The organism is Arthrobacter sp. MMS24-T111 (assembly GCF_054888995.1).
The window spans coordinates 4,233,754-4,249,096 of record NZ_JBTZRO010000001.1 but is presented as its reverse complement, the minus strand read 5'-3'; the positions used below and the strand labels follow the sequence as shown (position 1 = coordinate 4,249,096).

Below are 15,343 nucleotides of genomic sequence, written 5' to 3'. Positions count from 1 at the left end.
TGTCACGGGAGTTTCCATCCGTCGGCGAGTGCTTTCTGTTTGAGTCCTGACCATTCCTCTTCCGGCGGCGGACCCACCGGGGAGCAGGCGGGGCCGGCCACGAATGGCGGAACGAGGTATTTCGGGGCGGCCAGGTTGGCCGGGGTGCCGAAGTCCAGGACCTCTGCAATATTGCGGGCGGCCTGGTCACGCTGTGTGAGGGGCGCCAGGTTCCAACGCCATTCGATCGCTTTCAGGACCGAGGTGTGGTCGTAGACATCGTGGGCGACGTACCGGCGCCGTGCCCTTGGCGAGACCACCAGGGACGGCACCCGGAAGCCCCGCAGGGCGGTGTCCGGGCTGGTATCCGGGGCGGTGGCCGGGGGCACATGGTCGTAGAAGCCGCCCCATTCGTCGTAGTTGACCACCAGCAGGGTGTTGGCCCAGCCCGGCCCTGACGTCACGGCGTTGTAGACCTCGGCCAGGAACGTTTCTCCGGAGCGGATATCGGCGTGCGGGTGGTCATCCCCGGAGGTCCCGGAGCCTTCGTCGGTGAACCGCGGATCCACGAAGGACACCGCCGGCAGGGCCCCGGCGGAGCAGTCGGCGAGGAACTCCGCATAGGGGTGGGAAATGCCCTGGTGCTTGGCTCCCCAGAGTGCGGTGAACGGGATGTCGCCGTAGTAGTACTTACCGGACACGCCTGCGCTGGCCAGCCGGTCCCAAATCGTGGGAAGGGTACTGGTGGCGGTGGAGTTGTGGATCCGGTCGGTGGCGGCGGCGTGCTGGTAGAACCGGTTGGGGTAGGTCTCGGCCATCGTCGCGGCGAAGTAGCGGTCGCAGACAGTCCAGTCGGGGCCGGCCTGGCGCCAGAAGTCCAGGTCTTCGGCACCGTAGTAGCCCACGGCGAACTCGTCGTTTTCGCCGGCCCGGAGCCAACCGTCGTTCTTGCCGTTGTTGTACTGGATCCGGCCGCCCTCGTAGGAGTGGTCAGGATCCGGGTGGCCGCAGCCCTGGAAGTCGGTCAGGTGGTAGGTGGAGTGCGGGATGCCGTAGCGGTCCCGGAAGGTCAGTCCGGACTGTGTGCCGTCGGACCCGGGCAGCCAACCGAGGAAGTGATCGAAGGAGCGGTTTTCCATCATCACCACGACGATGTGCTCGATGCCGGAGTCACCGGGAGCCGGGAGGGCCGGCGGGGCCGCGGCGGCTGCCCGCAGCGTGCTGCCGGCGGCCAGGGTGGTGGCAGCCGCGGTGCCCGCAGCGAAGAAGCGGCGTCTGGAAAGATTCACGTCAGATTCCTTGTCCGTCATGGAGGACGGCGAAGCGGGCACGCCCCCCACGATGGGCCGATCGCCGGACCGTAAGTTACTGGTCGGTATATTTCGCGTTCACCAGTAGATCACGGCGACGTTACGGCCCGGGCCCAAAACGGGGTCCGTTCATGCAGAGTTCACCGGACGTTCGGCGGCTTGTGGCGCGTCCCGTAGCGCCGCTCGGCGTAAATTCACTACCGGTCGGCGCGCCAACAGTACGTTTGCTGATGATCTGGATGATGATTGCCGGAGGCAACGGGCCGGGCCCTTCGCCTCTGGACACCGACGTCTTCCACCGAGCAAGGGAATCATCATGGGCTTCCTGGACCGTGACCGAACCATCGCCCCGCCGGGCTTCAACCGCTGGCTTGTTCCGCCGGCTGCGCTCGCCGTCCATCTCTGTATTGGCCAGGCTTATGCCACCAGCGTGTACAAGACGGCGCTGGTCAAGCATTTCGGCGCCAGCTTGACCGAGATCGGGGTGATCTTCTCCATCGCCATCGTGATGCTGGGCCTCTCCGCCGCGGTCATGGGTACGTGGGTGGACCGGAACGGTCCGCGGAAGGCGATGTTCACCTCGGCCATGTTCTGGGTGGGCGGCTTCCTGGTGGGCTCCGTGGGCATCTTCACGCACCAGCTGTGGCTGGTCTACCTGGGCTACGGGGTGGTGGGCGGCATCGGGCTTGGCATTGGCTACATTTCGCCGGTGTCCACGCTCATCAAGTGGTTCCCGGACCGCCCCGGCCTGGCCACCGGCATGGCGATCATGGGCTTCGGCGGCGGCGCGCTGATCGCGAGCCCCGTGTCCCAGGCCCTGCTCAAGGCCTACGATCCCAACTCCGGCGCGCAGGGCTGGGTGGCCAGCGGCGATGCCGTGGGGAAGCTCTTCCTGACGCTCGCCGTCGTCTATCTCGCCTACATGCTGTTCGGCGCCTTTACCATCAAGGTTCCCGCTGACGGCTGGCGGCCGGCCGGGTTCGACCCCGCCAACGTCAAGGCCGCCAAGCTGGTCACCACGGAGAACGTCTCCGCGAAGAACGCCATCAAGACCCGGCAGTTCTGGCTGGTATGGGTGGCATTGTTCTGCAACGTCACCGCCGGCATCGGCATCCTGGAGCAGGCGGCCCCCATGATCCAGGACTTCTTCCGGCAGTCCGACGGCAAGTCCCTGGTGAGCGCCGGCGTCGCGGCCGGCTTCGTGGGGCTGCTGTCCATCGGCAACATGGCGGGCCGGTTCGCCTGGTCTGCCACCTCGGATATCACGGGCCGCAAGCGGATCTACATGGTGTACCTGGGCGTCGGTGCGGTCCTATACACCGTGCTGGCGCTGGCCGGTGCCACGGCCACGTTCCTCTATGTGGTGCTGGCGTTCCTGATCATTTCGTTCTACGGCGGCGGTTTTGCCACCGCCCCGGCGTACCTGCGGGACCTGTTCGGGACGTTCCAGGTGGGCGCCATCCACGGCCGGCTGCTGACGGCCTGGTCAGCGGCCGGTGTGGCCGGTCCGCTGATCGTCAACGGCATCCTGGACGCGCAGGGGAAACCGGGCCAGCTGACCGGCGCGTCCTACCAGCCGGCGCTGCTGACCATGGTGGCCCTGCTGGTGGTGGGCTTCGTGGCCAACCTGCTGGTCACCCCCGTCAACGCCCGATTCCACGAACCCCGCTCCGCGCGGCACGAACCAGCCATGGAGGCCTGAGATGACTACAGCACACACCCACAACGTGCAGGAACCGGTACGGAGGTCCACCGGCAGGCTGGTCCTGGGCTGGATCCTGGTGGGCATCCCGCTGGCGTACGGGGTGTTCCAGACGCTGACCCAGGTGGCGGCGCTCTTCGGCTAGCCCCGGGCCCGGTCACGCGTCACGCAGGGCAGGCGTTAGCAGCAACGGACGACGGCGGGTCCCGGCTTTCCGGGGTTCCGTCGCCGTTCCCGGCCGTAAAGCGTGCCGTGCGTGACGCGGGGGCGCCGCGCGGATTCAGGCCACGACGGGCTTCCTGAGCCGGCGGCGCAGCAAGGTTGCGGTGGCCAACGTGACGAGGCTGCAGGCCGCGGCTCCCCACAGAATGTCCGTGACGGCCACCAGGGCGGGGAAATCCTTCAGCACGGACCACCCGGTCAGCGCCCACGTGGCGTAGGTGAAGAACCCGAACAAGGCTGCTCCCGAGACGCGCTGGCGCACCGTGGCGTCGGGGCTGTTGGGGCGCACGCCGTAATGCACCATCCCGGCCACGAAGATGACGTAGAACAGGACCGCGGCAGCCAGGTTGGCCTTGGGGGCCAGCAGGTGGCCGATCTGGCTTTGATACTGCGGATTGGCCACCAGCAGGATCCACGCCACGTCCAGAACGGCGAAGATCACGGCGCTGACAACGTAGGCGGTCAGCCAGTTCTTGGTGCGGGGGCTCATGCTGGGCTCCTGGGATCGGGGACGGCTGCATCAGTGGTTCGTTTCCGGTGGCCTGCGCGGACGGGTCCCGCCTCGGATTTCAGGGGGCCGGGCCCATACACCGCAGGTCCTGCTCCGAAGACTAAGTGGACGGCGCCACGGCGTTGTTAGATGTAGGTGTGCCCAAAAGTGCACATGGGGGAGCCTGCCGCTGGACCGGCAGGCCGCGAAAGGACCGGGTTGCATGAATAAAGACAGCCGTAAGGCGCTCATCAGTACAGTGATCGCCGTGGTGGTGGCCGTGCTCATTGCCCTCGCCGGCAGCCAGGGCGGCTCCCGGGTGGGCGGCCTGCCCGTGTTTGCGCTGGGGGTCGCGGCCGCGTTCGTGATCCAGTGGCTGGTGTTCATCCCCAGCTTCAAGGCCCAGACCGAGAAGTTCTACGACCTCACCGGCGCCCTGACCTACATCTCCATCACCGTGTTCCTGGTGCTGGCGTCCCCGGGCATCGATGCCCGCGGCATGGTGCTCGCGGCCATGGTGGTGCTGTGGGCCGCACGGCTGGGCAGCTTCCTGTTCCTCCGCATCAGCAAGCACGGAAAGGATGACCGGTTCGACGAGCTCAAGCCGGACTTTTTCCGCTTCCTGAACACCTGGACCATCCAGGGCCTGTGGGTGGTCCTCACCGCGGCGCTGGCATGGGTGGCCATCACCTCGGACAAGAAGGTGGGCTTGGATGGGTTCTTCTGGGTGGGCCTGCTGGTGTGGGCCGCCGGCATCACCGTGGAGACCCTGGCGGATATCGAGAAGAACCGGTTCAAGGCAGATCCCGCCAACAAGGGCCGCTTCATCAACACCGGCTTGTGGTCCAAGTCCCGCCACCCTAACTACTTCGGCGAGATCACCTTGTGGGTGGGTGTGGCCATCATTGCGCTGCCGGTGCTGCAGGGCTGGCAGTGGGCGGCACTGATCTCCCCGGTGTTCGTGGCCCTGCTGCTCATCAAGGGCAGTGGCGTCCCGCCGCTGGAGAAGAAAGCGGACAAAAAGTGGGGCGGCCAGCCGGACTACGAGGCGTACAAGAAGAACACCCCTGTGCTGGTGCCAAAACTTAAGTAGCGTCCCGGAAGGACGTACGACGACGGCACCGAGCCCGGGTGCCGACGTGCAGGGGTCGGGGCGCAGACCATGCGCCCCGACCCCTTGTTGTCTGCGGTCACCGCCACTGCCCAGGGGAGTTGCCGTCCGGACGGCGGTCCCGGAGCCGGCCGAAGTGTGGCCGGCGGTACGCGTCCAGGCCGCGTGATGTTCAGCCCGTGTACACGGGGACGTCACCGTGCCCTGACAGTGTTCCGGCGGGGGACATCAAAGGCCTACGCATTTAGGAGCGTCCTCATGGCAGGCATGGACCGTCGTCGTTTTCTTCAACTCTCGGCCGCCGGCGCGGCCACAACAGCCTTGTCCCAAATGATGGGGCAAAGCATCGCCCGGGCGGCGGAGATCCCCGCCAACAGGGCCACCGGTTCCATCAAGGACGTGGAGCACGTGGTGATCTTCATGCAGGAGAACCGGGCATTCGACCACTACTTCGGCACCCTGAAGGGCGTGCGCGGGTTCGCGGACCCGCACCCGGCGCTCCTGCCTTCAGGAAAGGACAGCTTCCACCAGGCGAATGCCACCCGGGAGGTGACGCCGTTCCACCCGGACGCGCCGAACCTTGGCATGCAGTTCATGGAGGACCTGGACCACTCCTGGAAACTCACGCACGAGGCCTTCAACAACGGTAAGTACGACAAATGGTTGCCACAGAAGACGGATGCGACCATGGCGTTCTACGGCCGCCAGGATATTCCGTTCCACTTCTCGCTCGCCGACGCGTTCACGGTCTGCGACCAGTACCACTGCTCGGTCCTCGGCCCCACCGACCCGAACCGCTACTTCATGTTCGCCGGCGGAGACGACCCCGACCGGAAGGGCGGCGGCCCGGACCTCTGGAACGGTGAGAAGGGCTACTGGTGGAGCACCTACCCGGAGGAACTGGAGAAGGCCGGGGTGAGCTGGAAGGTTTACCAGGACATCGGTGAAGGCCTTGATCCGGCGCACTATGAGGGCTGGACTGACGACGCCTACATCGGCAACTACGGCGACAACTCGCTCCTGTACTTCAAGCAGTACCAGGACGCGAAGCCCGGAAGCCCGCTGTACGACAAAGCCCGGACCGGCACCAATGCCAAAGCCGGCGATGACCTTTTCAGCATCCTCCGCAAGGACGTAGCGTCGGGCACGCTGCCGCAGGTCTCCTACATCGTGGCGCCCGAAGCGTACTCCGAGCACTCGAACTGGCCGCCGAACTTCGGCGCCTGGTACGCCGCCAACATCCTGGACATCCTCACCTCCAGCCCCGATGTGTGGAGCAAGACGGCTGTCCTGTTCATGTACGACGAGAACGACGGCTTCTTCGACCACATTGTCCCGCCGCACCCGAACACCCCGCAGATTCCCGGCGCCTCCACGGTCTCCACGGCCGGTGAATGGTACGACGGCTCCCCTACGTACTACGGCGACAAGGACGTCCCCGGCCACTTCGGCCTGGGCGTGCGCGTGCCCATGATTGTGGCCTCCCCGTGGAGCATGGGCGGCTGGGCCTGTTCCGAGACGTTCGACCACACCTCGATCGTCCGGTTCCTTGAAGCCCGTTTCGGCGTGGCCTCACCGAATATCACGCCGTGGCGCCGCGCCGTCAGCGGGGACCTCACCAGTGCGTTCGACTTCTCCAAGACGGGTGGAGCCGCGCCGGCGCTGCCGGACACGTCCGCCTACAAGCCGGCCGACCACAAACGGCACCCGAGCTACGTGCCGGTGCCTCCGGCGTCGAACTCGATGCCCAGCCAGGAAAAAGGCACCCGCCCGTCCCGCCCCCTTGGCTACGCCCTGGACGTCGAGACGACCGTCCAAGGCGGAAAGCTCGCGGCCCGGTGGGCCAACCGAGGAACCCTGGGCGCGCACGTCCAGGTCCGCTCCAACCTGCTCCCGGCCGGACCGTACTCCTACACCATTGGGGCAGGAGCGTCGCTGGATGCCTCGTGGGCACTCGGGGCAGAGTACGACGTGCAGATGCACGGCCCGGCCGGCTGGTACCGGCGCCTGGCAGGTACGACGACGGCCGCGGACATCCGCGTGGGCGTCACCGGAGACGGCAAGTCCCAGCACGCGCAGTTCCGGATCGACAACCCTGGCACCGCGGCCGTCACCCTGACCCTTACGGACGCCTACGGGGCCGGTTCACAGACCCTGACGCTCAACCCGGGACAGGGCAAGACCGTGGTCATCCCCACCCAGGGCGGCTGGTACGACCTCACCGTCACATCCGCCGGCGACCCCAAGCTCGTCCGCGTCCTGGCCGGCCGCATCGAAAACGGCGGCCCGCTCACCAGCGATCCCCAGCTGGGCCGCTGAGGGACACCAGCATCGGGGGAGATCTCCCCATGCCGGTTGCGGTGGGCGGGGGAGGGTGCCGCCTAAGCTGTGGTCATGGAAATAACACCCTCAGGTTCCGCGTCCCCGATGAAGTCCTTGCTCTACTGGCGCAAGAGCATGATCAACGGAGCCAAGACAGTGCCTGTCATCGTGGCCATGGACAGCGCGGGCACGTTCAGCATGCACGACGCTGCCGGGGTGCCGGTATTTTCCGTGCCGGCACCCAGGGCGGCGGTCCGGTTCACGAGCATGGGGACGATGGTGGTCACGGCGAACGGCCGGAACTACGACATCCTGGGCGTGGGCGCGTCCTTGTCGCCCAGCCCGTCCCCCTGGCAGCTCGCCGAGATGGCGGCCGGCGCGGATGGCCGCACGGACCCTACCGGCTTGAGCCGCGCAGGTTCCGCCGGAGCCGCCATGAGCGGCGCGGGCGGCCTGGGTGCCGTGGCCGGCGCGGCCGGTGGCGCTGCCATGATGTTCGCCTACTACCAGGGCCTGGACGCCATCAAAGCGTGGCAGGAAGCGCTCCCCAACGCCGGTGCCACGGTGCAGAAGAGTTCGATGAAGGCCGGACTCTACATCTCGCTGGGGGTCGTGGCCGCCGTGGTCATCGGCCTTGTGGTGGCGCTGAGCCTTCGGTAGCGGCCGCCGTCGCGAAACTCCGCCGGATTGGGTATCCCGGCATATTGACTGGCCCTTGGGGGAGGAATACCGTCTGCCTTGACGGGGCCTTCCGCGTCCGGTTGCGCTCCAACGGACTCGGACGCCGGTCCCATCACATCCAGGTCTCCCATGGACTTCGTCCTGCACCGGATACGCCCGGGCATTGGCTCCCGCAGCGACCACAGGACGGGATATAGGGAAGGAAATGACCATGCCGAAGTATCTGTTTGAGGCAACGTATGTGGGCCAGGGGATCAAAGGGCTCATGCAGGAGGGCGGCACCAAGCGGCGGGACGCCCTGACCGAGGCCCTGAAATCCGTCGGAGGAACACTGGAAAGCTTCTACTACGCCTTCGGCTATTACGACGTCCTAGGTGTTTTTGACGTGCCGGACGACGCCAGCGCCGCAGCATTGTCGCTGCTGATCAACTCCACCGGCAACGTCAACGTCCGCCTTAAGCCGCTCCTCAGCGTGGAGGACCTGGACGAGGCGGTCAAGAAGACGCCGTCCTACCGGGCGCCGGGGCAGTAGCCTGCTTGCCCGGCGCCCGCCGCAGTTGCCGCCCTGCGCTGAAGCCGTGGGGCCCGTACTGCGTGGGGGCAGGGGCCGCCACCTATGAGGTTGGCTGGGCCCTAGGTAATGGGCTTGCGTTGAACTAGGTACCAATTACTCGTGACTGCCGTTTGGCCTCAAACTAATCTCAAAAGACGGTGCGGCCAAGCAGAGGTCGACGCACTGCAAGTGGTGCTGGGGACCATGGGGTTCGACTCCTGGGAGCAACATTGTCAGAGCTCGGAATGTCCAACAAGGGTTTACCCGGCAGCGAAGGCCGCCCGTCCAGTCGCGGCCGGTTCAAGGAGTTAAGGCCCGGGGCGCTGCTGACAGCAGTCCTGCTCGCGGCGGAAGGCGGCCTGGTGATGCTGCCAGTCGCCGCGACGGCAGCCGGGCCCAGCCTGCTTCCGGCCGCAAACTGTTCGGTCCGGCTGCTCCCCGGCTTGGGTGGCCAGGGCAGCAACGCGGTAGCGGGGAGCAGCAACGGCTTGGTGGTCGGCGTCGCCGACACCGCCGCGGGCGAATCTGCGCCGGTGCTTTGGCGGGATGGCCAACCCACTCCGCTGGCGATCCCGCTTGAATCGGTGGCCCCGTCCTCTGTCAACCGGGACGGCGTGGTTGTCGGCACCGGGTATGACAGCGCACACCAGGTACTGGTGGGCTGGTGGTGGCAGAACGGGCAGTACCATCCGCTCCCGGTCAACCCCGGTGACATAGCACTCCCGTCCATGGTTTCGGACAGTGGCATCGTTGCTGGCGCGTTGATCGGTGACGAGGAGCATTCCGACGGGCCGGGTGCTGACGATGACGAGCGCCCCGCTGCCTGGTCCACCGTCGCCGCTGCGCCCCACGAGCTCACGCTCCCGGCCGGAGCCCGCGGCGGCCATGCTTTTGCGGTCGGCGCGGACGGCACGGTAGGCGGGGTGGCCCTCGGCGATGACGCTACGCCGGTGCTGTGGGCCCCGAACGGCGCCCCGCGGGCGTTGCCCACACTCACGGGGCGGGGTGGCGTGGTGCTCGGGATTGACTCCACCGGTCAGGCGTTCGGCCAGAGTGCCGTGCCGGAGGGAACCCATGCGGTCGCCTGGGGTGCCCTCGGTCTCATCTCGGACGTAGGCGCAGCGGCGGCCGGTCCTTCCTCCAGCGCGGCCGCGGGCAGTGCGGGGACCGCGGTGGGAGCGGGTAGTTCGCCGTCCGTCCGGGCTTCGCGGCCCCAGGCGATGATCTGGATTGGCAAGAGCGCACGGGTCTTGCCGCCGGGCTCTGATGGGCAGTTTGCGGGAGTGTCGGGGTCTGCGACCTCGATCTCAGGGCAGGGCGCCACCACCTCGGTCATAGGGTACTCCGCCGCAGCCAACGGGCTGCGTCGCGCAACCGAATGGAGCTGCAAGTGAACAGCCACCTTCATGTGCGGCGCCCACTGCGCCGATTGCTGGCAGTCTTGCTCGGCGCTGCCCTTGTTCTTGCGAATGTCTATTTCCTGGCTTCATCGAGGGACTCCCAAGCCACAGCCGCAACATCGGTGAGCTTAGGTTTCGCCGGTGACACTGGTGGCAACACCGTGACCGGAAAGGTGATTGATGCAGCACGCAATTCAGGGACCGCGGCAATGTTCAATCTCGGTGACCTGTCCTATTCGCAGATCACGCCGGAGTCTGCCTGGTGCTCGTTCGTCAAGCAGCATGCCGGGACGATGCCCTATGAATTCATCACCGGAAACCACGAGGACGACGGGCCCGATGGTGTGTGGTCCAACTTCGCTTCGTGCCTGCCGGACCAGCTGGGCTCGGTAGGAAATTACGCCCAGCAGTTCTACACGGACTACCCGGCCAGCAGCCCCTTGGTCCGCTTGATCATGGTGTCCCCGAAGCTGACGTACAGCGGCAGTAGCCTCGACTGGTCTTATAAGTCGGGCACCCAGGGCTACAAGTTCGTGACCTCGGCGATCGATTCGGCCCGCGCCGCGGGGATCCCGTTCATTGTCGTGGGCATGCACATGTACTGCCTCTCGATGGTGAACTACCCCTGCGCCGCCAGCCCTGACCTGATGAACATGCTGGTGTCCAAGAAGGTGGATCTGTACCTGCAGGCCCACGACCACGCGTATGCCCGCAGCTACCCGCTGGCGCTCAACAGCAACTGCCCCAGCATCCCGGTAACCAGTTTCGACCCCGACTGTGTGGCCGACACCAACCCCACCGGGCAGTTCGCCGCCGGTACCGGAACCATCCTGGCCACCGTGGGTTCGGGCGGCAGGTCCATCAACAGCGAGAGCAACACGACTACGGCGCCGTACTTCCAGAGCTTCATGGGCAGCAACAACAACCCGACGTACGGCTTCCTCAAGGTGTCCGTGACCAGCACGACGCTGACCGGCTCCTTCGTACGAGCCTCAGGAGGGACGTACACCGACAGCTTCTCAGTCACCCGGCCGGCACCGTCGCCAAGCCCGACGCCAACCCCGACAGTGACGGCTACCCCAACCTCGACGGCGACCGCTACACCGACGGCGACGGCGACCGCTACACCGACGGCGACGGCTACCGCGACCGCCACGGCTACCGCGACTGCAACCGCCACCGCCACGGCGACCTCGACAGCCACGCCAACGCCGACGACGACGACAACTTCGCCGGCGCCGACAGCCGTCTCGGTCCGGTCTGCGACGACCGGATCCGGTGAGCTGACCGTTGCCGGTTCGTACTCGACATCCCTGCCCGCAGGCTGGCAACCCGGGGACACCGTGTTCCTGTTCTCGCAGGTCACCGTGTCCGGGTCCGCCAACACAACGGCTCCGACAGGATGGACGCGCGCGGTCGGCGACTTCACGAGTGCCGGTTCCGCCTCGGCCCATCAAGCGGTCTGGTACCGGGTGATGCAGTCCGGCGACACCGCGCCGAGCGTCCCGGAGCCGGCTTCCCGGTATGCCTGGTCCACTGTTGCCGTGCAAGGAGCAAACCAGACCACACCGCTGGATGTCACGCCCACCACTGACACCAACAGTGGGGTGGCTTACCCGGATGTTCGGGCTCCGTCGATCACGCCGGTCACACCGGGTGCGCTGCTTCTGACCGCGCACGGCGTCAGGAACGGCACCAACTCGGCCACCACCACGTTCACACCACCGTCAGGGACCACTGAGCTGGGGGAGGCAACGTCGAACATCGCTTCGAAATCGAACGCGGCCATCGAGGTCAACTCCCTCGCACTGACCGACACGACCGCCACGGGTACCAAGACCGCCACCGCGGCCTCGAGCTCCGGTGCGGTGATCAATCAGTGCGGCGCGGCCATCGTGGTGCGGCCGGGGCCGTGAGCGGCCAGTGACAACGGCTCCTAAGCCTACGTAGTGCTCTTCGGAGGGCTGACGACGGCGGCACCCGGGCTGGGTGCCGCCGTCGCCGCTTCGTGCCCGTGCTTGGGGACAGTGGTCCGTCCGAACAGTGCGACGCCGAGCGTGAGCAGCGCTGTCAGCAGGACCCCGAGGCCCAAGTGGAGATGCACGCAGCCCGCGCCGACCGCCGCGCCGGCCATGATCAGGCCGACGGCGGCAAGGCGGCGGCCCCAGAAGGGGTGCGTGCGGGCGCCGAGGTGTGAATCGGCTGCCAGGCCGGTGATGGTGGACGTGACCACCACGGTGGGGACGTCCTTGACGTTGAGGTGCCGGGCGGTGGCGGCCTGCACGCCCATGGCAACGGCCAGGGTGGCGGTGATGGCTACGGTGGCGGTTTCGCTGCTCCGGGGGTTTGCGCCGCTGAGCAGCAGGATGGCCACTATGGCCATGACGGTGCTGACCCCCGCCAGCAGGACGGTGGTGCGGTGGTTCCAACCGGACTTGGTGGGCCGCAGCGCCCGCCCCGCAATGAGGGCGCCGGTCATGAACCCGGCCAGTGCCCCGATGGGGCCCAGGATCGGGAGGTTGTCCGCGCCCAGTAGCGCCATGCCCAAGATCACCACGTTGCCGGTCATGTTCGCCGTGAACACGCGGTCCAGGCCCAGGTAGCCGACGGCGTCGAGCACCCCGGTGGAGAACGTCAGGACCAGCATGAGCACCAGGTGCAGCTTGGCCGGATTGGCGGGGGAGGTGCTGGCGGGCATGCGGGTGCCTTTCGTGGTCCGGGTCCGGAGGCGATGGCCGCGTGGTGGGGGCGGCTATTCCAGTATGCGCCGGACCGTCGCCGCCCGCGGAACCCGGGTGCCGCCGTCCGGCGTTGCAGAGGGGTGGCAGACTTGAGGCTGATCCCACGACCGAAAGCAGCTCCCCTTGATTACCTTGCACCAGGACGCCGAAGGCTTTATCCGGATGAGCCGGCACTACCCGAGCAGCGTCCGCATCCGGATTGCTTTCGCCGATGGCAGCACCGGTGAATTCTCCGGCCGGACCCTCAACAACGCCTACGATGCTGCGCTCGCGGAATTCCGGGCCAAGAACGGGCTCGACGCGCGGGGGTTCAACCGGGCCCCTGCCGGCCGGACCAACTCCGGCAACGCCGTGGACTTCGTTCCGGTGCACCCGGGCATGGGTGAGTAGCTCAGGCCAGCTGCAGCCCGTCCGCAACCACGGTTCCGCGGTGGATCACGGTGCGGCCGGGGAGCTTGTCCATCACGGCGGCGGTGACGGTGTCGCCCTCCAGCAGCACCAGCTCAGCGGGGTCGCCCACTGCCAGGCCGGGCCGGTCCGCCGCGGAACCAAGCCGTTGTGCCGCGGGGTCGATGACGCTGGCGCCGCCGATGGTGGCCACGGCCGCGCAGTGCTCGATCAGCCCATCCGCCCGGAACCTGTTGGTGAACGCCAGCTGCCAGGTCCGGTCCAGCATGTCAGCGTTGCCGTACGGGGACCAGTAGTCGCGCTGGCCATCCTCGCCCAGGCCCACCCGGATGCCGGCGGCGGTGAGCCGTTCCAGCGGCAGCGGGGACGCGGGCGCAACCGTTGCCACGGAGACGTCCAGCTCGGCCATGTCCGCGAGGAGTTCGTCGAGTTGGGCGTCCGGCAGTTCCCCGAGGCAGAAGGCATGCGAGATGGTCACCAGCCCCTGCATGCCCAGCGCCTTGGTGCGTTCCAGGATCAGCTGGGTGCTGAACAGGCCCAGCTGGCCCGGCTCGTGCAGGTGGATGTCCACGGGCTTGCCGTACTTTTCGGCCAGGCCAAAGACGATATCCAGGTGCCGGACCGGGTCGCGGTCCAGCGCGCAGGGGTCGATCCCGCCCACCACGTCGGCGCCGAGCTTCAACGCCTCCTCCAGTACCTCGACGCTTCCGGGCTCCCGCAGCAGTCCGGCCTGCGGAAACGCGATCACCGCAACGTCCGCCCGGCTCCGGTGCGTTTCCCGGGCGGCGAGGACCGCCTCAAACCGTTCCAGCCCGGCGTCGGCGTCCACCTGCGCGTAGCTGCGCACCCGGGTGGTGCCGCGCCCGATCATCGTGCCCAGGGTGTGCGTGGCCCGCTCGGTGATGGACGACTCGGCGTCTCGCCAGTTGTTCCGGTCGTTGAGCATCATGTTCCACACCCCGGGCGTTCCGGTGTGCGGGCGGAACGGCAGCCCCAGCCGGGTGGAATCGAGGTGGACGTGGACGTCGGAAAAGGACGGCAGCAGGATCCGGCCGCGCCCGTCCACGGTGGCGGCGGGCCTGGAGCCCGGGTCCCCTGAAGCAGCCCCTTTCACGGCAACAGGCACGACGGCGCTGATCACCCCGCCGTCGAGCGTCACGTCGGCGGCGTCCCCGCCCCAGGGGCGGACGTTGCGGAGAACGAGGGTCATGGGCGCGGTCCTGTCATGGGATGTCGGCAGCGGGGTTGGACTTCAGTTTAGGGCCGGCGGCGGAAAGCACGGCGACGGACCGCACCTGGTGCCAGGGGCCGCCTGGTGCCGTGCCCCGGCCGGCGGCGCGGCTACTCCGCCGTGCCGAACACCTCCTTGGCGACGGCGATGGCGGTCATCGCTTTGGGCCAGCCGGCGTAGAACGCCAAGTGGATGATGGTTTCCTTGAGCTCGGCTTCGGTCAGCCCGTTGGCCCGCGCCCGGGCCAGGTGTCCGCGGAGCTGGTCGCTGCTGCCGCTGGTGACCAGGCTGGCCACGGTGATGAGGCTGCGGTCCCGGCCGGAGAGTTCCTCCCGCTCCCAGATATCGCCGAAGAGCACGCCGTCGGTGAGCTCGACGAGTTTCGGGGCAAAGTCTCCGATGAGTTGCTGCGCCCTGGTTTGTGTTGATGGGGCCTGGGGTGAATTGCTCATTGCTGGTCCTTTCGGGTGATGGGTGGGGCAGTGTCACGGTTGGGCTGCCGATCCGGCCGGGAGGAGCCCGGTGCGCCGGAGCCAGGACGCCACGGCGGCTCCTGCGTCGCGGACTGCCTCGCCCTTCACGGCCAATCCGTCTCCCACGGCAGCCCCGGAACAGGAGGCCCGGTAATCGCGGGCGGTGGTGCCAAGGCCGCTCATGGCGCGGGTGGTGACGGGATAGACCGTGATGCCGGTGAAGTCGTAGCTTTCCGCGAAGGTGGCCATGATCATGGGCGCCCTGACGTTCCAGATGCCGCTGGCCAGGATCACGCTGCTGTAGCGGTCGATGCCGGGCAGCGGGTTGGCGATGGCGGGCCGGGCGTCCTGGTCCTGTTCGCGGACATTGCGCGCCACGGTCGCGTCGTAGCTGTCCGGGTAGGGTTCTACCGCCTCGATCCGGTGCACGTCGCAAGGAACGAGAGCACTGATCATGCCGGCGAGCACTTCGGTATTTCCGACGGTGAGGGTTGCCCGGCCGTCGTAGTGGTAGTTCTCGCCAGCCCGCGAGAAGTAGGCCAGCAGGATACGGCCGGCATCGCCGGCGGAGGGGCTCAGTTGTTGCGTGGGCACTTGGTCGTTTCCTTTTGGCAGGCAGCCGGTTGTTCCCGCCGCCAGCAGTGCACCCGTCACGCCGGCGGCCGCCCCGCGAAGGGCAGACCGCCGGCTGACGCGCCACGGATTGGCAGCCAAGGGGGA

General features: G+C 67.4%; 15 protein-coding genes. 9 read left to right on the top strand and 6 right to left on the bottom strand.

The window, feature by feature from the left end; genetic code table 11:
* Window positions 1-2: 2 nt before the first annotated feature.
* Window positions 3-1,268 (bottom strand): alkaline phosphatase family protein, encoded by a 1,266-nt coding sequence (locus tag ACX5I6_RS19760; RefSeq protein WP_461841605.1) that lies wholly within the window; start codon window positions 1,266-1,268, stop codon window positions 3-5.
* Between the two features lie 337 nt (window positions 1,269-1,605).
* On the opposite strand from ACX5I6_RS19760, the gene ACX5I6_RS19755 reads away from it, so the two are divergent.
* Both ACX5I6_RS19755 and ACX5I6_RS19750 read left to right on the top strand, forming a co-directional pair.
* Window positions 1,606-2,991: an OFA family MFS transporter gene (locus ACX5I6_RS19755; protein WP_461841604.1), complete on the top strand. Its 1,386-nt coding sequence runs from the start codon at window positions 1,606-1,608 to the stop codon at window positions 2,989-2,991.
* Between the two features lies 1 nt (window position 2,992).
* Window positions 2,993-3,136: an MFS transporter small subunit gene (locus tag ACX5I6_RS19750; RefSeq protein WP_285249306.1), complete on the top strand. Its 144-nt coding sequence runs from the start codon at window positions 2,993-2,995 to the stop codon at window positions 3,134-3,136.
* A 135-nt stretch (window positions 3,137-3,271) separates the two neighbouring features.
* Here the strand turns inward: ACX5I6_RS19750 and ACX5I6_RS19745 are convergent, their stop codons facing one another.
* On the bottom strand, window positions 3,272-3,703 hold the full coding sequence (locus tag ACX5I6_RS19745) for a DUF2177 family protein (RefSeq protein ID WP_461841603.1): 432 nt from the start codon (window positions 3,701-3,703) through the stop codon (window positions 3,272-3,274).
* Between the two features lie 223 nt (window positions 3,704-3,926).
* Between ACX5I6_RS19745 and ACX5I6_RS19740 the strand changes: the two genes are divergently transcribed.
* From ACX5I6_RS19740 to ACX5I6_RS19715, 6 genes are all read left to right on the top strand, one after another.
* Window positions 3,927-4,796, top strand: coding sequence for a DUF1295 domain-containing protein (locus ACX5I6_RS19740; RefSeq protein WP_285249304.1), 870 nt, complete (start codon window positions 3,927-3,929; stop codon window positions 4,794-4,796).
* A 276-nt stretch (window positions 4,797-5,072) separates the two neighbouring features.
* Window positions 5,073-7,133 (top strand): phosphocholine-specific phospholipase C, encoded by a 2,061-nt coding sequence (locus ACX5I6_RS19735; protein WP_461841602.1) that lies wholly within the window; start codon window positions 5,073-5,075, stop codon window positions 7,131-7,133.
* A gap of 75 nt (window positions 7,134-7,208) precedes the next feature.
* Window positions 7,209-7,796, top strand: coding sequence for a hypothetical protein (locus tag ACX5I6_RS19730; protein ID WP_461841601.1), 588 nt, complete (start codon window positions 7,209-7,211; stop codon window positions 7,794-7,796).
* A gap of 232 nt (window positions 7,797-8,028) precedes the next feature.
* Window positions 8,029-8,349, top strand: coding sequence for a GYD domain-containing protein (locus ACX5I6_RS19725; protein ID WP_461841600.1), 321 nt, complete (start codon window positions 8,029-8,031; stop codon window positions 8,347-8,349).
* 251 nt (window positions 8,350-8,600) lie between these two features.
* Window positions 8,601-9,764, top strand: coding sequence for a hypothetical protein (locus ACX5I6_RS19720; RefSeq protein ID WP_461841599.1), 1,164 nt, complete (start codon window positions 8,601-8,603; stop codon window positions 9,762-9,764).
* Between the two features lie 215 nt (window positions 9,765-9,979).
* Window positions 9,980-11,686, top strand: a complete 1,707-nt coding sequence (locus ACX5I6_RS19715) for a metallophosphoesterase family protein (RefSeq protein ID WP_461841598.1) — start codon at window positions 9,980-9,982, stop codon at window positions 11,684-11,686.
* A gap of 26 nt (window positions 11,687-11,712) precedes the next feature.
* Here the strand turns inward: ACX5I6_RS19715 and ACX5I6_RS19710 are convergent, their stop codons facing one another.
* The gene (locus tag ACX5I6_RS19710; RefSeq protein WP_461841597.1) at window positions 11,713-12,468 is read right to left on the bottom strand and encodes a YoaK family protein; all 756 of its coding nucleotides are present in this window, start codon (window positions 12,466-12,468) and stop codon (window positions 11,713-11,715) included.
* Between the two features lie 166 nt (window positions 12,469-12,634).
* Here ACX5I6_RS19710 and ACX5I6_RS19705 point away from each other — a divergent pair, with 166 nt between their 5' ends.
* Window positions 12,635-12,901: a hypothetical protein gene (locus ACX5I6_RS19705; protein ID WP_461841596.1), complete on the top strand. Its 267-nt coding sequence runs from the start codon at window positions 12,635-12,637 to the stop codon at window positions 12,899-12,901.
* A 1-nt stretch (window position 12,902) separates the two neighbouring features.
* On the opposite strand, the gene ACX5I6_RS19700 is transcribed toward ACX5I6_RS19705, so the two are convergent.
* From ACX5I6_RS19700 to ACX5I6_RS19690, 3 genes are all read right to left on the bottom strand, one after another.
* Window positions 12,903-14,129 (bottom strand): amidohydrolase family protein, encoded by a 1,227-nt coding sequence (locus tag ACX5I6_RS19700; protein ID WP_461841595.1) that lies wholly within the window; start codon window positions 14,127-14,129, stop codon window positions 12,903-12,905.
* Between the two features lie 131 nt (window positions 14,130-14,260).
* Window positions 14,261-14,602, bottom strand: coding sequence for a carboxymuconolactone decarboxylase family protein (locus ACX5I6_RS19695; RefSeq protein WP_461841594.1), 342 nt, complete (start codon window positions 14,600-14,602; stop codon window positions 14,261-14,263).
* A gap of 33 nt (window positions 14,603-14,635) precedes the next feature.
* Window positions 14,636-15,217, bottom strand: a complete 582-nt coding sequence (locus ACX5I6_RS19690; protein WP_461841593.1) for a flavodoxin — start codon at window positions 15,215-15,217, stop codon at window positions 14,636-14,638.
* Window positions 15,218-15,343 lie beyond the last annotated feature (126 nt).

Excerpts from the sequence above, each read along its gene's own strand:
- ACX5I6_RS19755 (WP_461841604.1), top strand. The coding sequence starts at position 1,606 with ATGGGCTTCCTGGACCGTGACCGAACCATCGCCCCGCCGGGCTTCAAC.
- ACX5I6_RS19750 (WP_285249306.1), top strand. The coding sequence starts at position 2,993 with ATGACTACAGCACACACCCACAACGTGCAGGAACCGGTACGGAGGTCC.
- ACX5I6_RS19745 (WP_461841603.1), bottom strand. The coding sequence starts at position 3,703 with ATGAGCCCCCGCACCAAGAACTGGCTGACCGCCTACGTTGTCAGCGCC.
- ACX5I6_RS19740 (WP_285249304.1), top strand. The coding sequence starts at position 3,927 with ATGAATAAAGACAGCCGTAAGGCGCTCATCAGTACAGTGATCGCCGTG.
- ACX5I6_RS19735 (WP_461841602.1), top strand. The coding sequence starts at position 5,073 with ATGGCAGGCATGGACCGTCGTCGTTTTCTTCAACTCTCGGCCGCCGGC.
- ACX5I6_RS19730 (WP_461841601.1), top strand. The coding sequence starts at position 7,209 with ATGGAAATAACACCCTCAGGTTCCGCGTCCCCGATGAAGTCCTTGCTC.
- ACX5I6_RS19725 (WP_461841600.1), top strand. The coding sequence starts at position 8,029 with ATGCCGAAGTATCTGTTTGAGGCAACGTATGTGGGCCAGGGGATCAAA.
- ACX5I6_RS19715 (WP_461841598.1), top strand. The coding sequence starts at position 9,980 with ATGTTCAATCTCGGTGACCTGTCCTATTCGCAGATCACGCCGGAGTCT.
- ACX5I6_RS19710 (WP_461841597.1), bottom strand. The coding sequence starts at position 12,468 with ATGCCCGCCAGCACCTCCCCCGCCAATCCGGCCAAGCTGCACCTGGTG.
- ACX5I6_RS19700 (WP_461841595.1), bottom strand. The coding sequence starts at position 14,129 with ATGACCCTCGTTCTCCGCAACGTCCGCCCCTGGGGCGGGGACGCCGCC.
- ACX5I6_RS19695 (WP_461841594.1), bottom strand. The coding sequence starts at position 14,602 with ATGAGCAATTCACCCCAGGCCCCATCAACACAAACCAGGGCGCAGCAA.